This window comes from Zobellia nedashkovskayae (genome assembly GCF_015330125.1).
Classification (GTDB): Bacteria; Bacteroidota; Bacteroidia; order Flavobacteriales; family Flavobacteriaceae; genus Zobellia; species Zobellia nedashkovskayae.
Genome location: NZ_JADDXR010000002.1, coordinates 34606 through 51871, shown reverse-complemented (window position 1 = coordinate 51871; position 17266 = coordinate 34606). Strand labels below are relative to the sequence as shown.

The 17266-nt window shown below is 35.6% G+C and carries 12 protein-coding genes; 11 read left to right on the top strand and 1 reads right to left on the bottom strand.

Features of this window, described 5'->3' with window-relative positions; genetic code table 11:
- Position 1: 1 nt before the first annotated feature.
- Positions 2-3088: a hypothetical protein gene (locus IWB64_RS00220; protein ID WP_194532121.1), complete on the bottom strand. Its 3087-nt coding sequence runs from the start codon at positions 3086-3088 to the stop codon at positions 2-4.
- 560 nt (positions 3089-3648) lie between these two features.
- Here IWB64_RS00220 and IWB64_RS00215 point away from each other — a divergent pair.
- From IWB64_RS00215 to IWB64_RS00165, 11 genes are all read left to right on the top strand, one after another.
- A complete protein-coding gene (locus IWB64_RS00215) occupies positions 3649-4905 on the top strand; it encodes an oligosaccharide flippase family protein (protein ID WP_194532120.1) in 1257 nt (418 codons plus the stop codon).
- Between the two features lie 73 nt (positions 4906-4978).
- The gene (locus tag IWB64_RS00210; RefSeq protein WP_194532119.1) at positions 4979-6217 is read left to right on the top strand and encodes a glycosyltransferase; all 1239 of its coding nucleotides are present in this window, start codon (positions 4979-4981) and stop codon (positions 6215-6217) included.
- A gap of 40 nt (positions 6218-6257) precedes the next feature.
- A complete protein-coding gene (locus IWB64_RS00205; RefSeq protein ID WP_194532118.1) occupies positions 6258-7397 on the top strand; it encodes a response regulator in 1140 nt (379 codons plus the stop codon).
- A 160-nt stretch (positions 7398-7557) separates the two neighbouring features.
- The gene (locus IWB64_RS00200; protein WP_194532117.1) at positions 7558-8121 is read left to right on the top strand and encodes a TetR/AcrR family transcriptional regulator; all 564 of its coding nucleotides are present in this window, start codon (positions 7558-7560) and stop codon (positions 8119-8121) included.
- 67 nt (positions 8122-8188) lie between these two features.
- The gene (locus tag IWB64_RS00195; RefSeq protein ID WP_194532116.1) at positions 8189-8737 is read left to right on the top strand and encodes a carboxymuconolactone decarboxylase family protein; all 549 of its coding nucleotides are present in this window, start codon (positions 8189-8191) and stop codon (positions 8735-8737) included.
- Between the two features lie 138 nt (positions 8738-8875).
- The gene (locus tag IWB64_RS00190) at positions 8876-9610 is read left to right on the top strand and encodes an SDR family oxidoreductase (RefSeq protein ID WP_194532115.1); all 735 of its coding nucleotides are present in this window, start codon (positions 8876-8878) and stop codon (positions 9608-9610) included.
- Positions 9611-9701: 91 nt separating this feature from the next.
- Positions 9702-10568 carry a hypothetical protein gene (locus IWB64_RS00185; RefSeq protein WP_194532114.1) on the top strand — a complete coding sequence of 289 codons (867 nt, stop codon included), beginning with the start codon at positions 9702-9704 and terminating at the stop codon, positions 10566-10568.
- A gap of 36 nt (positions 10569-10604) precedes the next feature.
- Positions 10605-10913, top strand: coding sequence for an EthD family reductase (locus IWB64_RS00180; protein WP_194532113.1), 309 nt, complete (start codon positions 10605-10607; stop codon positions 10911-10913).
- A gap of 74 nt (positions 10914-10987) precedes the next feature.
- Positions 10988-11635: a DsbA family oxidoreductase gene (locus IWB64_RS00175; protein ID WP_194532112.1), complete on the top strand. Its 648-nt coding sequence runs from the start codon at positions 10988-10990 to the stop codon at positions 11633-11635.
- A 119-nt stretch (positions 11636-11754) separates the two neighbouring features.
- On the top strand, positions 11755-12471 hold the full coding sequence (locus IWB64_RS00170; protein WP_194532111.1) for a 3-ketoacyl-ACP reductase: 717 nt from the start codon (positions 11755-11757) through the stop codon (positions 12469-12471).
- A gap of 450 nt (positions 12472-12921) precedes the next feature.
- Entirely contained in the window at positions 12922-17220 is a 4299-nt protein-coding gene (locus IWB64_RS00165) for a PAS domain-containing sensor histidine kinase (RefSeq protein WP_194532110.1), read from the top strand.
- Positions 17221-17266: the final 46 nt, after the last annotated feature.

Sequence of the window (17266 nt, the reverse complement as noted above, 5' to 3'; positions counted from 1 at the left end):
TTCATTTAGGATTACCAATATAACTGTTCAACTCAAATTTTAAATAATCAAATCCATTACCAGAATAGGGTTGTAGCTGGTCTTCGGCATGAGACTTGTCTCTATTAGGAAATAGCTTTTTACCTATTTCCGAGTTTGGACTTCCGTTTACGAAGCAATTTTCAAGACTACTATTAATAAGTTTTATATCTGTCAAACAGGCTGGTTCATATTCAAAATAGCGCTTCCTTTGAATGCGGACACCGTCGGTCAAGAATTCATGTTCTACCCATAAAAGATTTTTGCTCTCATCATAATATGAAATCAAAAGTTGAGGTATGGTCACTTCCTGAATACCGGAATTGAAAAGTGAACCGCTTATTTTATCATCTTCAAAAATGAGTTCTTGTAAACTTACCTGTTTGTATAAATCTGTGTTAGCTACATTGCCTGCACATTGCAAATTAAATTTGGTAGGTTGCTCTTCGAACGTCATAGGTGTAAACTGATCAGGATCAAACGTTGGAGGCAGGGTATCTTTTGTAGATGACCATGCTATACCTTCAAAATCTATCCTGAAAGTAGTAGTCTCTTTGGGCATTAATTTATGTTTGGCTACATCTTTTGCGTTATAAGTCGCCAATTCTTTATTTTGATCATTATACAATGTACCCTTAATGACCACATCTGCAGGAACGTGGTCTACATTTTGAAGTTCGCCAATGATACTATAACTGCCTTGATACTTTACCAGCTTAGCCCTTAAAACCTCCAGAACCGGTTGTTTTAGAACATCTTCATGATGGGTTTGCTGGGTCGTAACCTTTCGTCTACCATGATTAAAGAAAGTTGTATTGTTAGAAGTAAACAATTGATCCGGTGGTAAATCGTTATCTAATGAAGAGGGTTCAATATACCATTTACCTTTCTTCTTAACGAGGCTATGATAGTAGTCCTTATCAATACTTTCTAAAGGGGTAATCCACCTTGTAGCAGCTTTTACCCGCGCAGTGGTATCATTTTCTTGTAAAAATTCAATACCTAAAGAATCTAACTTTGCGTACGAACTAAGAATTCCGTCTGTTACGGATACTTCCAGCATGTATTGCGCAATAGTTTTGTCACTATCTGGATTCAAAAATGAATATGCTTTATTAAATTCTTTAAAATCCAAAGCATCATAATACGCTTCAACCACATTAGTAGGGGCAATTTGATCTACATTTTTAATGTAGAATAAATAGATGCCATACCCCAAAACAATTAATATAATAACAGCCCAAATATGATTGATGATTATCAGTTTTTTAGGAAAATTCTTGAACTTAATAGCGTATTTCATAAACTCCCCTTGGGGTAGTTTTTTTGCTTTTAAAGCTCTGACCCATATCCACTGAATGTTTATAATAAATGCAATAAGAACAGTAAGGATAGGTATGATTCCCCACATAACTTTTAGGGCTACATGTACATCTTCTTTGGGTATTATGGTAGGGAATGGAGGGACATTTAATTTTTCCCAGACCATAATTCCATTCTCTAGTTGCTGTAACCTCTGCCAACCACAGAAGTAGAGTATAGGATCATAGAATTTATCGTTGGAAAATATGTATTTAAGGTTGTATTTCTCAGGTACGGTCAAAAATTGCTGTAGCGAACCAATACCCTCAACACCCCTAAATTTTGAGTTCTCAAGTCGTTCTATTGCTCTTGTAGTAAGCTCGGGCAACCGCCGTGCGGAATGGTAATTTCCGTCTACAGTCATGGCTTTTGTCTGTGCCGATAACCATGCCATTTGATCACCAAACCCTAATGGTAAATAACGCCAATGGTCATGTGAATCTTGACTTAGAAAGTTAATGATGGGTTGCATCTTTATTTTCTGTGGTTGCGATGGTCTAAAATAGCCAAGACTCATGGTGAAAATGACCATGAATAAAATACCTCCCATAATTAATCCACCTAGAATACGATGGTACACCCGGCCCCAATTTTCTTGAATAAGGTCTTTAAGATCTCCTTCTACCATACGGTAGGCAAACTCACCAAAAAGAGGTAATGCCATAATGGTTGCCCAGAGGGTAAAACGGTCTAAAGTTAATATGTTGAAAGCTGTTTCACCAAGTAATATAAGGGGTAAAGGTGTGGTGCCTCCTGTTCCCAAAAGGGTTAACATAGAAAATGACAATCCAAAAAAGATGAATCGTCTACTATAAAAACGATAAAACAAAAACGGTAGAACAAAAGTCAAAATTCCCCAGGGAATAACAAAAAATACAAGTCCTGATGAGGTTACCTCAAGAAAATTGTCCCTAGACCCATGGGGAATGGGGACTTGGGTAATTGGGTTTTTCTTGGAATTGATCCAATAGGGAAGGATGCAAGTAACAATTAAAAATAACGAAGAAAATCCAAAAATAACAATGCGCCAAAAACACTTTTTGAATTGCTTAAAAAAGACTCCAAAACGTACTTCCTTAAAACTATTGACTTCATCTCTGGCGGAGTCCATTACGGCCATTCCTAGCAAAGGAAAGATAAAGAATATCATTCCAAAAATAGGTGTCACATGATGGGACGTTACCGTTACAGCGATTAATGAAAGACTGGTAGCTATATACCTGAGTTTTCCGGTTTTTACCCAGAGATATATTTCCGGCAAAGAATGTAAAAGCACAGATAGCCCAATTATACTGGGCAATTGCCCAAAAATATGTAAAGTCTCTACAAAGGTTGATGAAAACACGGCAAGCAAAGCTGTATACCCAGCTATTTTTCTATCACCGGTCATTAAAAGACCAAATCTATAGGCACCGGTTATAAAGAGAACTATGCCTATCATAGCTACACTGAACATTCCAAATTTGAGTCCGCCAATATGGGAAAGAATACCAATAGACTGGTGCACCAATGGAGGATAAGCTTGTACAGTGAAACCCGTATACCAACGGTAATCCCACGGTTCAAACCAACTATTGGCGTAATGATCGGCAAAAAATAAATGAATCAGGGCGTCATAGGTAGTCTCAAGAGTAAAGAAGATACTCGACCCATGAAATGCTATACCTATGACCAGTGCCAAGATCAATAAAACATTGGTGCGTTGCATTGGTAGTTAATTGTCAGAAAATATAACATTATAAAGGTGTTTATATTGTATTTCATCGATGGTATTGCATATCTATTGATTTGAGCCGTTGGTTTACAATTGAGTGGATATGAACTTTTCTATCTCAAAAAATACCGTAGATACATATAAATTTGAGTATTGAAAGATGCCATAAACTTCATCCTTTTTTAATGGATAAAAGAATTGTAATACTATGATGCGTAGTAATTTGAATAGATAATAGAAGTTGAAGGAGAAGTCGCGATAGAGGGAGTTTAATGAAAAGAAAAGAGATTAAGAAGGTATAGGTTTGGTGTAAATTGACTGCGCTCATAATCGATGAAGTGCAGAATAATTCTATGAAACGCTACGTTTTATCGATTATAAGTTAAATCCTACAATATTATAACAAAATATCGTTTAGGTATCATGTTCGCCATTCCAGCTAAAACCCGGTACTACATATTTGACATACAGATAAGTATACTTTTTAAAACCAAAACTAGCGCTGGAAGAACATAATACTATAGATAAGAATCAAAACCTAGATATCACCAACTATGACCGCCATAAAGTTAATGTTTAAGAAAGTATCTCAAGAGCAGTTGTTCATGGGAAGCGTGCTCTTAGTAAATGGTGGCAACTATCTGTACAACCTTTTGTTAGGTAGATTGCTAGGTCCCGCAGCATTTTCGGAAGCTGCACTTTTAGTAACCTTGCTATTGGTTTTGTCTTTTATGGGAATGACCTTTCAACTGGCTACGGCAAAATTTGCAGTAATTTTTTCTGGTAAGGAGTGGGAGATTTTCAAGAACATAAGTTACCGTCAAGCGAGTATTGTAGGTCTTATTATAGGCGTACTCATTCTTATTTTTTCAAAACAATTGCAATCACTTTTCAATACAGAAAGTCATTGGATGTTCATCATCTTTGGTTTAGGCATACCTATTTACTTTTTTATGAGTGTAAATAGAGGTGCGTACCAGGGCAAACAAGAATTTGGTAAGTTATCTATCACCTATCAAACAGAAATGTGGAGCCGGTTGTTACTCACCATGATATTACTTTTCTTGTTAGACATAGAGCCAGGAACATTGGTGGCATTAGGTATTTTTCTATCTTTTCTTTTTGGACTTTTTCCTTCGGATAGTACATCAATATCTTTTAAAGAATCTAGAAAACTAAGTCCAGATAATGCAAAGCGGGTCTCACAATTTATATGGTTGACCGCCTGTTATGAGTTTACTCAAATCATCATAAATAATAGTGATGTTCTATTAGTAAAGCACTATTTTGAACCAACCGAAGCTGGTCTATATGCCTCTTTAGCTTTAATAGGCAGGGTAGTGTATTTTGTAGCTTGGATGTTCGTAATGCTCTTACTTCCTGTAGTAGTACAGAAACAAAAAGATGGCGAGCCAACAGCACCAATTTTGTTTAAATATGTATCCTATATAGGGTTGCTTTCTGCTGGCATTGTAGCAGCATGTTACCTATTCCCGGAATTGATTATAACTCTAATGTTCGGCGATTCGTATGTAGCCATGTCCAGTTTGTTATGGCAGTATGCATTGGCTACTTCCCTGTTCGCTATATCCAATATTTTCGCATATTACTTTTTATCGTTAGACCATTATGTACCGGTTATTCTATCCGGCGTATTAGGTCTTTCGCAAATAGTATTGGTGGTATTGTATCATGACAACTTGGAAAGTGTTGTGCATATGCAACTTATAGCCATGTCAATATTACTGGTCGTTCAGTTGGTATATTTTGCAAGCAAAGAATTGGGTAATAAGAGCGTGCCAGAAAGTTGATAATTTTAGAAAATCAGTATAAAAACATAAGATAACTTTTCATTAGATAGTCCCAAAAAATTAAACCTATAGTATGAAACTAGCCATTGTAACCGCATATCCTCCTAGTAAAGTCACATTGACCGAGTACGGATATTATCTTGTAAAACATTTTAGATTGCAAGAAGAAGTCACAGAAATTATTTTGATGACAGATAAAACGGAGGAGCCAAAAGACCTTTCTTTTGAAGGAGAAGGTTGTAAAATTACGGTTTCAGAATGTTGGGATTTTAATAGCTATTGGAACTTATTGACAGTTAATAAATCTATTAGTATCCATAAACCAGATGCTGTACTTTTTAATTTGCAGTTTTTGAAATTTGGTGATAAAAAGATACCAGCAGCTTTAGGGTTGATGTTGCCTTATGCAACCAAATTTAAAGGTATTCCTACCATTTCATTATTGCACAATATATTGGAGCAAGTAGATTTGGATAGTGCCGGGTTTACTAAAAGTAAAATACTTCAAAAGGTATACGGTTTTATTGGAACCACTTTAACGAAGTTTGTTTTGGCGTCAGATATTTTGGCGGTGACCATTAGCAAGTATGTAACTATTCTAGAAGATAAATATAAAGCGAAGAACATTGCATTAATTCCGCACGGTTCTTTTGAAACACCTCCGGAACCAGATTTTAACCTTCCCGCAGGACCTAAACAGGTTATGGCTTTTGGAAAGTTTGGTACCTACAAAAAGGTTGAGGTACTTATAGAGGCTGTAGAAGTAATCCGGAATAGAAGCAATGAAGATATTGAAATTGTAATTGCAGGTACAGATAGTCCCAATACTCCTGGATATTTAAAGAAAATGGAAGAAGTTTATAGCCATGTACCTCAAATACGTTTCACTGGTTATGTAGCCGAAGAAGATGTACCCGTTATTTTTGGTCAAAGTGCTGTAGTGGTCTTTCCGTATACCTCTACTACAGGTAGTTCTGGAGTTTTACACCAAGCAGGAAGCTACGGAAAAGCAGTTGCTCTTCCAGACTTAGGGGACTTAAGTGTACTTGTTCAAGAAGAAGGCTATAGAGGCGAATTCTTTTTACCAGAGAATAAAGCGTCTTTAGCAGATGCCATAGAAAAAATACTTACTGATGATGCTTATAGAACAGAGTTGGCCAAAACTAATTACGAGGCCGCTTGTTCGCTACCAATGAGTACCATCACCCAAATGTATTTAGATTATTTCAAAGCCATTCAGGTTCAAAAATCCAAAGGCGAAATAATAGACGTAAACGCAATTGGATTAACGCACGAAAAAGTAAAAGCATAAACAAAAAATTAGGATCCCACATCTTATAAAAAATACCACCATGAAAATATTAACCATTGACGACCAGCAATTGATTTTGCTTTCAGTTGAAAAGAGATTATTAGAACTAGGTTATGAGGTTAAAACAGCCAGCTCTGGTGAGCAGGGCATAGAAGTATTTGATAATTTTCAGCCAGACTTAGTGCTGGTGGATATTAATATGCCAGGCATGTCAGGACTACAAGTGGTAAAACACATTCGGCTTGAACAGAAATCCGAAACACCAATATTGGTGATGTCCGGTAATACCGATGAGAAAATCATTGTAGATGGTTTTGATTTAGGTATCAATGATTATATGAAAAAACCGGTTAGCTTGGATGAAATGGCTGCACGGATAAAGCGAATTATTGGTGCACCGGATGTTCAAAAAGAAGCGGTAACAAATGATAATGCCCGAATGCTGCAAAAGAATTGCGTAGGTGTAGTAATACCATGTTATAATGAAGAAGACCGTTTGTCAGGTCCAGAATTCAAAGCCTTTGCGCAAGAGAATTTAGGATATCATTTGTGTTTCGTAAATGATGGAAGTACAGACAAAACTCTAGAGGTGCTACATGAGCTTCGCAAAGGGAACGAGTCTAATATAAGTGTATATAATTGTGAGAAGAATGGTGGTAAGGCAGAAGCGGTACGCCAAGGTATCTTACATATGATTAAAGATGAACAATTGGATTATCTAGGATATTTAGATGCCGATCTTTCAACAGATTTTAGAGACTTTGACGATTTAGTCAAAACAATTGAAAATTCTCAATTTAAGATTGTAAGTGGTTCTAGAATTAGTAGAATGGGCGCGAATATCACAAAAGAATCTGCCCGTAAAATTATAAGTATGACCATTAACATGATCATACAGACCATTTTGGGTATGCCGTTCAAGGATACGCAGTGTGGCGCCAAAATAATGGACCGTGAGATTGCTTCAACTATGTTCAATAAAAAATTCATTACCAAATGGCTTTTTGATGTTGAGATTTTCATGCGTATGAGAAAGCATTACGGTAAAGAAGAAGCAAAGCGCATAATTTGTGAGCAGCCACTTAAAAGATGGATTCATGCAGATGGCTCTAAATTATCCATGAAAGACTCGGTTAAGATTGTTGGCCAACTGGCCAAGATTGCCGTTTCTTATAGGTAGATAAAAGTAATAAGTAGTTTTATTGGCAGCTCAAACGTCTGGTTCGCAGGTATATGAACAAGACGTTTGAGCTGTTTTTTTAGACTCAAAAGCTAAATTATTCTTAAAAAGTTTGTAATAACAAAGCAAGTGCTTAGTTTTGTATCGTAGTTTAGAAACAATGGCTAGAAAGAAGCAATATAACGAAGAGGAAGTAATAGAAAAGGCCACCGCTCTTTTTTGGAGAAATGGTTATGAGGCTACTACTGTTCGTATGCTGGAAAAGGAAATGGGTATCAACCAATTTTCTATTTACTCTAGTTTTGGAAATAAGCAGGGTGTTTTTCTTGAAAGTATTAATGCGTACAAAAAGAGAATACGGTCTATAACTGATAAGCTTTCTAAATCTAATAATGGAAAGGAAGGCATTAAGCAATACTTCTATGATTTTTTAGAATTTGCTAAAGAAAAGGATAAGAACAGAGGTTGTTTAGTAACCAATACGGTAAATGAGATAAAAGAAGACGGAGACCCTATAATCATGGAGCAGTTGTTGGATTTTGCTAATGATATTAAACAATTGTTTGTAGATAATCTTTTGCAGGAAGAAGGTAATACGGCAGAGGAAGCCGCACGACAATCAAATTATTTAATGAATAGTTTATTAGGTTTGTCAGTTTCATCAAAAGTTTTCGACCAAAGCCAACTCAACGACACAATTGAATTTACATTTTTGAACATATAAAAATTTTTTACACCTAAACTAAGCATTTGCTTAGAAATAAATTTAAGAATAAATCAAAATAGAAACTATGAGCACATTAACAATACACACTTTAGAAACAGCACCAGCAGAAAGTAAGCCATTACTAGAAAATTCAGTAAAGAGTTTTGGTAGCATTCCAAACTTACATGGCGTATTAGCTGAATCACCTGGTTTATTAAAAGCTTACCAATCTTTACATGAGCTTTTCGTAAACTCATCTTTCAACAATGATGAACTTACAGTTGTATGGCAAACAATTAACGTAGAACACGCTTGTCATTACTGTGTACCTGCGCATACGGCCATTGCAAAAATGATGAAGGTAGATGATGCTATTACAGAAGCGTTAAGAAACGGCACTAAATTACCATCTGAAAAGTTACAAGTATTACATGAAACTACATTAAAAGTAGTACGTGAAAGAGGTAACATTAGTGAAGAGGATATCCAAGCTTTTTACGCAGCTGGTTATGAAAAAAGACAACTGTTAGAAATTGTATTAGGTCTTTCGCAAAAGGTAATCAGTAACTACGTGAATCACATAGCAGAGACTCCTGTTGATGCACCCTTCCAAAAATTTGCTTGGAAAAAATAAAAAGAACATTGCCTAATGTTGTTAGCTAATGAAGCATGATGGCAATAAATAAGCCTTCCGTATAAAGCGGAAGGTTTATTAATTCTAGTCATTTTAATAAATCGACCTTAAATAGTTCGGTACAAAAAAATATAAACTATGAGCATTTCAATAGAAAATAAAGTAGCATTGGTAACAGGAGCCAATCGTGGTATTGGTAAAGCAATTGTAGAATCTTTTATAAACCACGGCGCCAAAAAAGTATATTTGGCAGTACGTGATACAAGCTCTACCAAAGAATTGGAAGAAAAGTATGGTAACAAAGTAGTAACCATTAAAGCAGATGTTTCTAATTCACAATCTATTAAAGATTTAGCTCAGAAAGCCAATGATGTAGATGTTGTTGTAAACAACGCAGGATTGGGAACTCCATACGCTACAATAGGGGAAAATGTAGAAGAAGATTTTAGACAACAACTAGAAGTCAATGCTTTTGGATTATTGCGTGTAGCTAATGCTTTCGCCAAGACTTTAGAAGATAAAAAAGGAGCTTTGGTACAGTTGAATTCTATTGCTTCCATTAAAAACTTTTCACAATTGTCTACATACTCGGCATCTAAGGCAGCTTCCTATTCTCTAACCCAAGGGTTGAGAACAGAATTAGGCGCTAAGGGAGTTAGTATTCTAAGTGTTCATCCGGGTCCTATTGATACGGATATGGCTGCAAGTGCTGGTTTTGAAACAGATTCAACTACTGAAGAGGTTGCAGAAGGTATTGTTAGCGCATTAAAAGCAGGTGACTTTCACTTGTTTCCAGATGTTATGGCAAAGCAAGTTGAAGGGGCTTACCAAAGCTTTTCTGATAATGTGGTATTGGCAGATATGAACGGATAGTTCTAGACTAGCAGTTCTTAGGTATATCATTTAATGGTCTTGCCCGTATGTTCGGGCAAGTTCTTTTGTTCCTAGTAAACCCTACTTAACCATGAAAAAATTAAGTAAAATTGTACTATCTGTATTTGCGATACTTGCTGTGTTTATGGCAATCAGTGCATTTGTCCTAGCCGATTTGAGAACCGATGATGTCAAAGACAATAATCAATCTAAAGAAAAGATAGCTTATGCTAAAGAGTTATTAAATAAGGCGGTACTAAAACAAGGTTTAAATAAACTCAACCAGTTTTCAACTTACGAAGCAATTGGAAAAGACTATTGGACTGGATTGATGGGTAAAGTGGGGTCACCGTATACATGGGAGAATCCCAAAGTAGCTTTTCGGTTCAAAGTTGGTAATTTTGATAGTCAGCTGGAAGTTTTGGAGGGGGATGAAAAAGGATACATAGCTGGAATAATTGCTAATGATTATTATGAAAAACAACATATAAAGTATCATACGGAAGTAGAGGACGATGCTGGAATTATTTTCACCCTTGGTGAGTTACAGTATTTCTTTGAATTTCCTGACCGTTTATCAAAAGCTCCGTTTATAAGGTATGTTGGTCAAGATGAGTTAAGAGGACAAAAAGTTGACAAAATTTTTGTGAGTTGGGGTAATAAAACTACTAAAGATTACGACCATTATGTGGTATGGATAGGTAAAGAAAGTGGTCTTGTGGAAGCGGCCACGTTTACTACAAGAAATAATCCTAAACCCGCACCAAATTTTTTGTATGGTTCCATGCAATTTGAAGACTATAGAAACGTAAATGGTGTTTTGGTACCGTTTGTGTTGACAGCGCAAATTGGTGAACCTAAAGATGACACCAGTGAGAACGTACATAGAGTAACTGTAGAAAGTTTTAAATGGAATCATTTTCCGGCTGATAAGTTGAATCCCATAGGTAAGAATTGATATTATAGAAATAGGAACAGAATAAAAAATAAAATAATGATCAAAGTAGCAGTACTATATCCAAATAGTAAAAATGTAGAGTTCGATTTAGCATATTATGTAAATACACATATACCAATGGTTAAGAAATTGGTAGGGAGCTCGCTTAAAAAAGTTGAGGTAGAAAAAGGGGTGGCAGGAAGAGAACCTGGTGAGCCTGCACCTTATGTGGCAATAGCTAACCTATATTTTGAGTCCGTAGAGGAATTTCAAAAGTCTTTTGGACCCCATGGGGCAACATTTGCTGCAGATGTTCCTAATTATACAAATGTTAAGGGTGTAATTCAAATTAGTGATATAATCTAATTATTTCTTAGACGGTAGATTAAGAAAAGCACCCAGTATAAATTCAGTGTTTCAATTAAATTAAAATTTACGTTATGGCAGAAAAAATAAAATTAGATATTGTTTCAGATGTGGTTTGTCCTTGGTGTACCATTGGCTATAAACGCTTGCAAAAAGCCATTTCTGAATTAGGTATTGAAGATAAGATAGAGATTGAGTGGCAACCGTTTGAGTTGAATCCGCAGATGCCACCAGAAGGAGAAAATGTAATTGAGCATATTGCCAATAAATATGGGTCTACTATAGAGCAGCAAAGAGAGTCTCAGCAACGTATGGTAGAAGCTGGTGAAGAGCTTGGTTTTACTTTTGATTATTTTGATGAGATGCGTATGGCTAACACTCGTGAAGCTCATGTACTTCTTGATTATGCTAGAGAAAATGGTAAACAAACAGAACTTAAGATGCGTTTTGTAACCGCTTTTTTTAGTGAACGAAAAGATGTTTCGGATAGAGAAGTTTTAGCTCAGGAATTAAAAGCGGTAGGCCTAAATGTAGAAAAAGGTATGGCCAGATTAGATGACGATACCGCTGTTTATGAGGTTACTTCCAAAGAGCAGTATTGGCAAGGACTAGGTGTATCATCAGTGCCTACTTTTGTATTTGATAAGAAGAGTGCATTAACCGGTGCGCAACCAGTACATGTTTTTAAGGAAGTATTAACTGAGATGTTGCAGGAAGCTTAAATTGTTCCCGGTTTATTGAATCATTTAAAAGCATTAAATATACTTATTAGGCTCAGGAAATTAGGTGAGATTTGTTAATCTTGCTGTAGAAAGTTTTATTAAAAAATATAGTTTTTAAGATGGAAGATTTAAAAGGTAAAAAAGCTATTATTACCGGAGGGAGTAGGGGAATAGGCCGTGCCACTGCAATTGCTTTTGCAAAAGAAGGTATTGCCGTTGGAATAACGGGACAAAATGAGAATACTCTAAAAGAAACGGTAGCTGAACTTAAGAAGTTAGGTGTAAATGCCACCTATGCGGCATTTGATGTAAGTAGTTATAAAGCCGTACAAAAAGGAATGGCAAGTATCATTCAAGATTTAGGCGGAGTAGATATTTTAATGAACAACGCCGGTATTGGAAATTTTGCCCCTTTCAATGAAATGGAAGTCTCCGAATGGACGCGCATGATTGAGGTTAACGTATTGGGAGTGTATTACGCAACCAAGGTAGTTTTACCGCACTTAATAGCGAATAAAGAAGGAGATATCATCAATATCTCGTCTACAGCTGGGTTAAGTGGTAATGCAAATACTTCGGCTTATTCAGCATCTAAGTTTGCCGTTATTGGCATGTCTCAAGCATTGACTAAAGAAGTTCGTAAAGACAATATTAGAGTATCTACGTTAACACCAAGTACCATTGCCACAGATATGACTTTGGATTTAGGCATTACAGACGGTAACCCGGATAAAGTTATGCAACCAGAAGATTTTGCAGAATTGATTACTGCAGGTTTAAAATTACCTAGAAGAGCCATGTTAGCAAATGCATCTATTTGGTCCACTAATCCATAGGACATAAAGATTATCTTGACGATCCCATTTTGTATTGGGTAAACGAAGTAAATAAAACGCTCTCCTGTATTCATAACTATTGAATGCAGGAGAGTTTTGTTTATATAATCTTTAGTAGAGACACCTTAATAAATAGGCTATAACACAAAAACAGACTTTGGGTATATTCTTGAACAATGCACTAGTATAGTTTACTTATGAATTTGATTAGTTTATACTATTAGTTCCTCTTTTATTTAATTCTGTGCTACACGGTATAAAAACTTGGTAAAGAAATAAATAGGGTGCCTTTAATACAAATTAAAATGTTGAATATGGCAATATTTTAACGATACTCCGTTTTGTAATTGTAGGGTTTTTCTTTAATAAATTACAATTATCCATTAAAAATTCTACCCTACATTAATTATTATCATTATCTTAAATAAAATTCCTACAAAATTTTAATAATTGGGGACATCTAAGAACAAATCAAAGTCACAGGAGGAGTATCAGAAAATGTTTATTGAACAGGCCTCTACTGCAATGGCTATGGTGGATAATAACATGTGCTATATTGCCGCGTCTCCATCATGGGTGAAGGATTACGGCTTAGAAGGAATAGAAATAATAGGTCGTTCCCACTATGAAATCTTTCCCGAAATAGGTGAGGATTGGAAAGATATGCACAATAGGTGTTTAAATGGCGCAACGGATATTTGTGAAGAAACGCCTTTTGAACGCACAGATGGTTCCGTACAATGGATTTATTGGGATGTTAGGCCTTGGTTCATATCAGAGGACAAAATTGGCGGTATTTTAATGCATACCGGAGATGTTACACGTAGAAAGGAAAAAGAGCTAGAGCAGGCTAGAATTGACGAGATACTAGAAAAAACAAATGAAATTGCCAGAATTGGAACCTGGGAAATAAATCTATTAACAGGTGAGGTTTATTGGAGTAAAATAACTCGCGAAATACACGAGGTTTCAGAAGATTTTGTCCCGACTTTAGATAGTGGTGTCAACTTTTTTAAAGAAGGCGAAAGTAGAGAGAAATTAGAAAATGCAATTGAAAAAGCTAGGGAAGACGGCACTCATTTTAATTTGGAATTAGAAATCGTAACTGCCAAGCGTAATATTTGTTGGACTAGGGTAGTAGGGAGAGTAGAATACTTGGAAGGAAAACGAACTAGGCTTTTTGGGATAGTTCAAGATATCAATAACACAAAACTAGCGGAACAACAATTAAACAAGGCCCACTCAGAACTTCAAGCTATATTCAATTCAAAAGCCATTGCAATCATCACTACTGGCAGAGATGGTATTATTAATAATTTTAATAGAGGTGCAGAGGTTTTGTTAGGCTATACGTCTGCAGAAACTGTTGGAATCAACAATCCTTTGTTATTTGTTGCAGAATATGAACTAGTAAGGTTTAAAAATGAATTAAAGCAATTGTATGGGGAAAGGTCATCTAGCTTGAACCATTTTGAAGATATCTCAAAATATATAGATCTTTCAAAAAAAGATATGGATGATACCCGGGAATGGACACATCGCAGAAAAGACGGGTCAACATTTCCATGTCAAACAACGGTCTCATCTATTAAAGATGAAAACGGTGAGCATACGGGCTTTATCGCTGTATTGTCCGATATTTCGGAAATTAAAAATGCAGAGGAAGAACTTCTGGAAAAAAATGATAGATTAAATTTTGCCGAACAGATTTCAATGTTGTCCAATTGGAAATGGGATACGATCGCGGATAAAGTACAGTGGTCGCAAAATTTTTATAAAATTCTAGAGCTTGATGAATCCATAACGGAACTAAAGTTTGATTCGTATTTTAGGTTTGTTCATCCAGAAGATATAGAGATTGTCAATCAACATTTTGAGAAAGTAGAAAAGGATAAAAAATGGGAAAGTTTTACACATCGTGTTATTACCACTTCAGGTAAGGTAAAAATAATTCAACTTTTAGGAGAGGTCCATACCAACGAAAAAGATGAGATTGTTGAAATGGTTGGTACGTGCCAAGATGTGACCGAAAGTAAAATGGCGGAACGTAATTTGCAAAAAGCCCATTCTGAATTGACAGCTATATTCAATTCAAATTCTATTTCAATCATAACAACAGATAAAAATGGTGTCATTAATCGATTCAATGAAGGAGCGGAGGCTATATTAGGCTACTCCGCGGCTGAAGTAGTAGGGAAAGAAAAACCTGAACTCTATCTTCTTAAAGAAGAGCATTCCAAATTTAAAAGTGATATTGCAAAGCAAAATGGTAAAGACCCTGCTACATTTAATTATTATGTAGATAGTTTAGAGCACGATTTAAATGATACCCGAGAATGGATGTATCGCCGGAAAGATGGCGTTATTGTTCCGGTACTTGCTACAACATCGGCTATTAAAAATATAGACAATAGTAATGAAGGTTATATAGCAATTTCCAAAGATATTTCTGAAATAAAAAATGCGGAAAGTGAGCTTCTGAAAAACAATCAGCTTTTAAATTATGCCGAACAGATTTCAAAGATGGCCAATTGGCAATGGGACCCTGTTGCCGATAAAGGAAAATCTTCAAAAAATCTATATAAAATTCTAGAGCTTGACGAAAAAATCACCGACCTACAGTTAGACATATATTTAGATTTTGTTCATCCAGAAGATAAAGAGATTACTGCTCAACATTTTGAGAAAGCAGTAAACGATAAAAAATGGGAAAGTTTTACGCATCGTATTATTACAACTTCAGGTAGAGTAAAAACAATTCAGCTCTTAGGAGAAGTTTTTACTAACGAAAAAGGTGAGGTAATAGAAATAACCGGTACCTGCCAAGATGTGACCGAAATTACAATGGCGGAACGTCATTTACAAAAAGCCCATTCTGAATTGCAAGCTATATTCAACTCAGAATCTATTTTAATTATAACAACAGATAAGAATGGTGTCATTAATCGTTTCAATCATGGTGCAGAGTTGTTATTGGGGTATTCTGCGGCAGAAATGGTTGGGATAGAAAAACCTGCAAAATATATTCACGAGACTGAAATTACAAAATTTAGAAATGATATTGCTGTAGAAAATGGTGAAGATCCAGGTACATATGATCATTATGAAAACCTTTTTAAAAAGGAGTTAAACGACACTCGTGAATGGACCTATTACAAAAAAGATGGTTCGCCAGTTTCCGTACTCTCTACAATTACCACTATTAAAAATGGAGACAATGCCAATGAAGGATTTATAGCAATCTCCAAAGATATTTCTGAAATTAAAAATGCGGAAAGTGAACTTCTGAAAAAAAATGAGCAATTAAATTTTGCGGAACAGATTTCAATGATGGGCCATTGGCAATGGAACACCGTTGCCGATACCGTAAAGTGGTCACAAAATCTTTATACCGTTTTTGAATTGGACGAGACCATAACCAATCTTAATTTTGATACGTATTTTGGTTTTGTTTATCCAGAAGATAAAGAAATTGTTACTCAATATTTTGATAAAGCAATAAAAGACAAAAAGCTTAATAGCTTTACTCATAGAATTATAACTACTTCGGGTAAGCTAAAAACAATTCACGTTTTAGGAGAAGTTCATACCAACGAAAAAGGTGAGATTGTTGAAATGGTAGGTACTAGCCAAGATGTGACGGACATTAAAATGGCAGAAAAGAAGTTTAGAGGACTTTTAGAATCTGCTCCAGACGCTATGGTCATCGTAAATGATAGGGGAACTATACAACTAATAAATAAACAATCTGAAAAATTATTTGGATATACCCCCGAAGAATTAATTGATAAACCAGTGGAAATCTTAATTCCCACAAGATTTTATCCTGAACATCCCACGCACCGCAGTAGTTTTTTTCATACCCCAATTAATAAAGAAATGGGAATTGGCAAGGATTTATACGCATTAAAGAAAAATGGAGATGAAATACCCATTCAAATAAGTTTGAGTCCACTTCACACAGAAGAAGGGTTGTTGGTTTCTGCAGCCATACGTGACATTACCAAAAGAAAATTGGCCGAACAAAAAATTAATGAGGCAAAAGAGAATTTAGAACTTGTAGCACAAAAACTATCCAGTCAAAATAAGCAACTTGCAGATTTCACTCATATAACCTCCCACAATTTAAGGGCGCCTGTAGCCAATCTAAATGCGTTGCTGGAGATATTTAATCACACAGAGAATGAAGCAGATCGTAAAGAGATATTCGTAAAGTTCAATACGGTTATTCAACATCTTACTTTAACGCTTAACACTTTAGTTGATGCATTAAAAACAAAAATCAGTGATTCAAAAGAAGATTTAGAAGAGATTGATTTAGACGATGTATTAAAGCATACCAAAGAAATTTTGAGCGGAGCAATATTGAATTCCGGAGCTATAATCAAAAGCGACTTTTCTAAGGCTTCAACTATTCGCTATAACAGAATTTATATGGAAAGTATTTTCCTCAATTTGGTAGGAAATGCTATAAAATATAAATCGGAAGCACGTATACCGGAAATACTGATTACCTCAGAGGTTGAAAACGAAAAACTTATACTTAAATTCCAAGACAACGGCCTTGGTATAGATTTAGAACAACATGGGCATAAGTTATTTGGATTAAACAAGGTTTTTCACAGGCACCCTGATGCAAAAGGTGTTGGTTTGTTTTTGACGAAAACACAAATTGAAGCCATGGGAGGTGCGATTTCTGCGTGCAGTACGGTAAATGTAGGAACCACTTTTACAATACATTTTGATTAAGGCTTTTCTTTTTGCACCCAGTAAAATATTAGGTTTTACCTTAATT

What these genes read in the sequence shown, in the direction of transcription:
- IWB64_RS00220 (WP_194532121.1), bottom strand. Translation starts at nt 3,088, where the DNA reads ATGCAACGCACCAATGTTTTATTGATCTTGGCACTGGTCATAGGTATA.
- IWB64_RS00215 (WP_194532120.1), top strand. Translation starts at nt 3,649, where the DNA reads ATGACCGCCATAAAGTTAATGTTTAAGAAAGTATCTCAAGAGCAGTTG.
- IWB64_RS00210 (WP_194532119.1), top strand. Translation starts at nt 4,979, where the DNA reads ATGAAACTAGCCATTGTAACCGCATATCCTCCTAGTAAAGTCACATTG.
- IWB64_RS00205 (WP_194532118.1), top strand. Translation starts at nt 6,258, where the DNA reads ATGAAAATATTAACCATTGACGACCAGCAATTGATTTTGCTTTCAGTT.
- IWB64_RS00200 (WP_194532117.1), top strand. Translation starts at nt 7,558, where the DNA reads ATGGCTAGAAAGAAGCAATATAACGAAGAGGAAGTAATAGAAAAGGCC.
- IWB64_RS00195 (WP_194532116.1), top strand. Translation starts at nt 8,189, where the DNA reads ATGAGCACATTAACAATACACACTTTAGAAACAGCACCAGCAGAAAGT.
- IWB64_RS00190 (WP_194532115.1), top strand. Translation starts at nt 8,876, where the DNA reads ATGAGCATTTCAATAGAAAATAAAGTAGCATTGGTAACAGGAGCCAAT.
- IWB64_RS00185 (WP_194532114.1), top strand. Translation starts at nt 9,702, where the DNA reads ATGAAAAAATTAAGTAAAATTGTACTATCTGTATTTGCGATACTTGCT.
- IWB64_RS00180 (WP_194532113.1), top strand. Translation starts at nt 10,605, where the DNA reads ATGATCAAAGTAGCAGTACTATATCCAAATAGTAAAAATGTAGAGTTC.
- IWB64_RS00175 (WP_194532112.1), top strand. Translation starts at nt 10,988, where the DNA reads ATGGCAGAAAAAATAAAATTAGATATTGTTTCAGATGTGGTTTGTCCT.
- IWB64_RS00170 (WP_194532111.1), top strand. Translation starts at nt 11,755, where the DNA reads ATGGAAGATTTAAAAGGTAAAAAAGCTATTATTACCGGAGGGAGTAGG.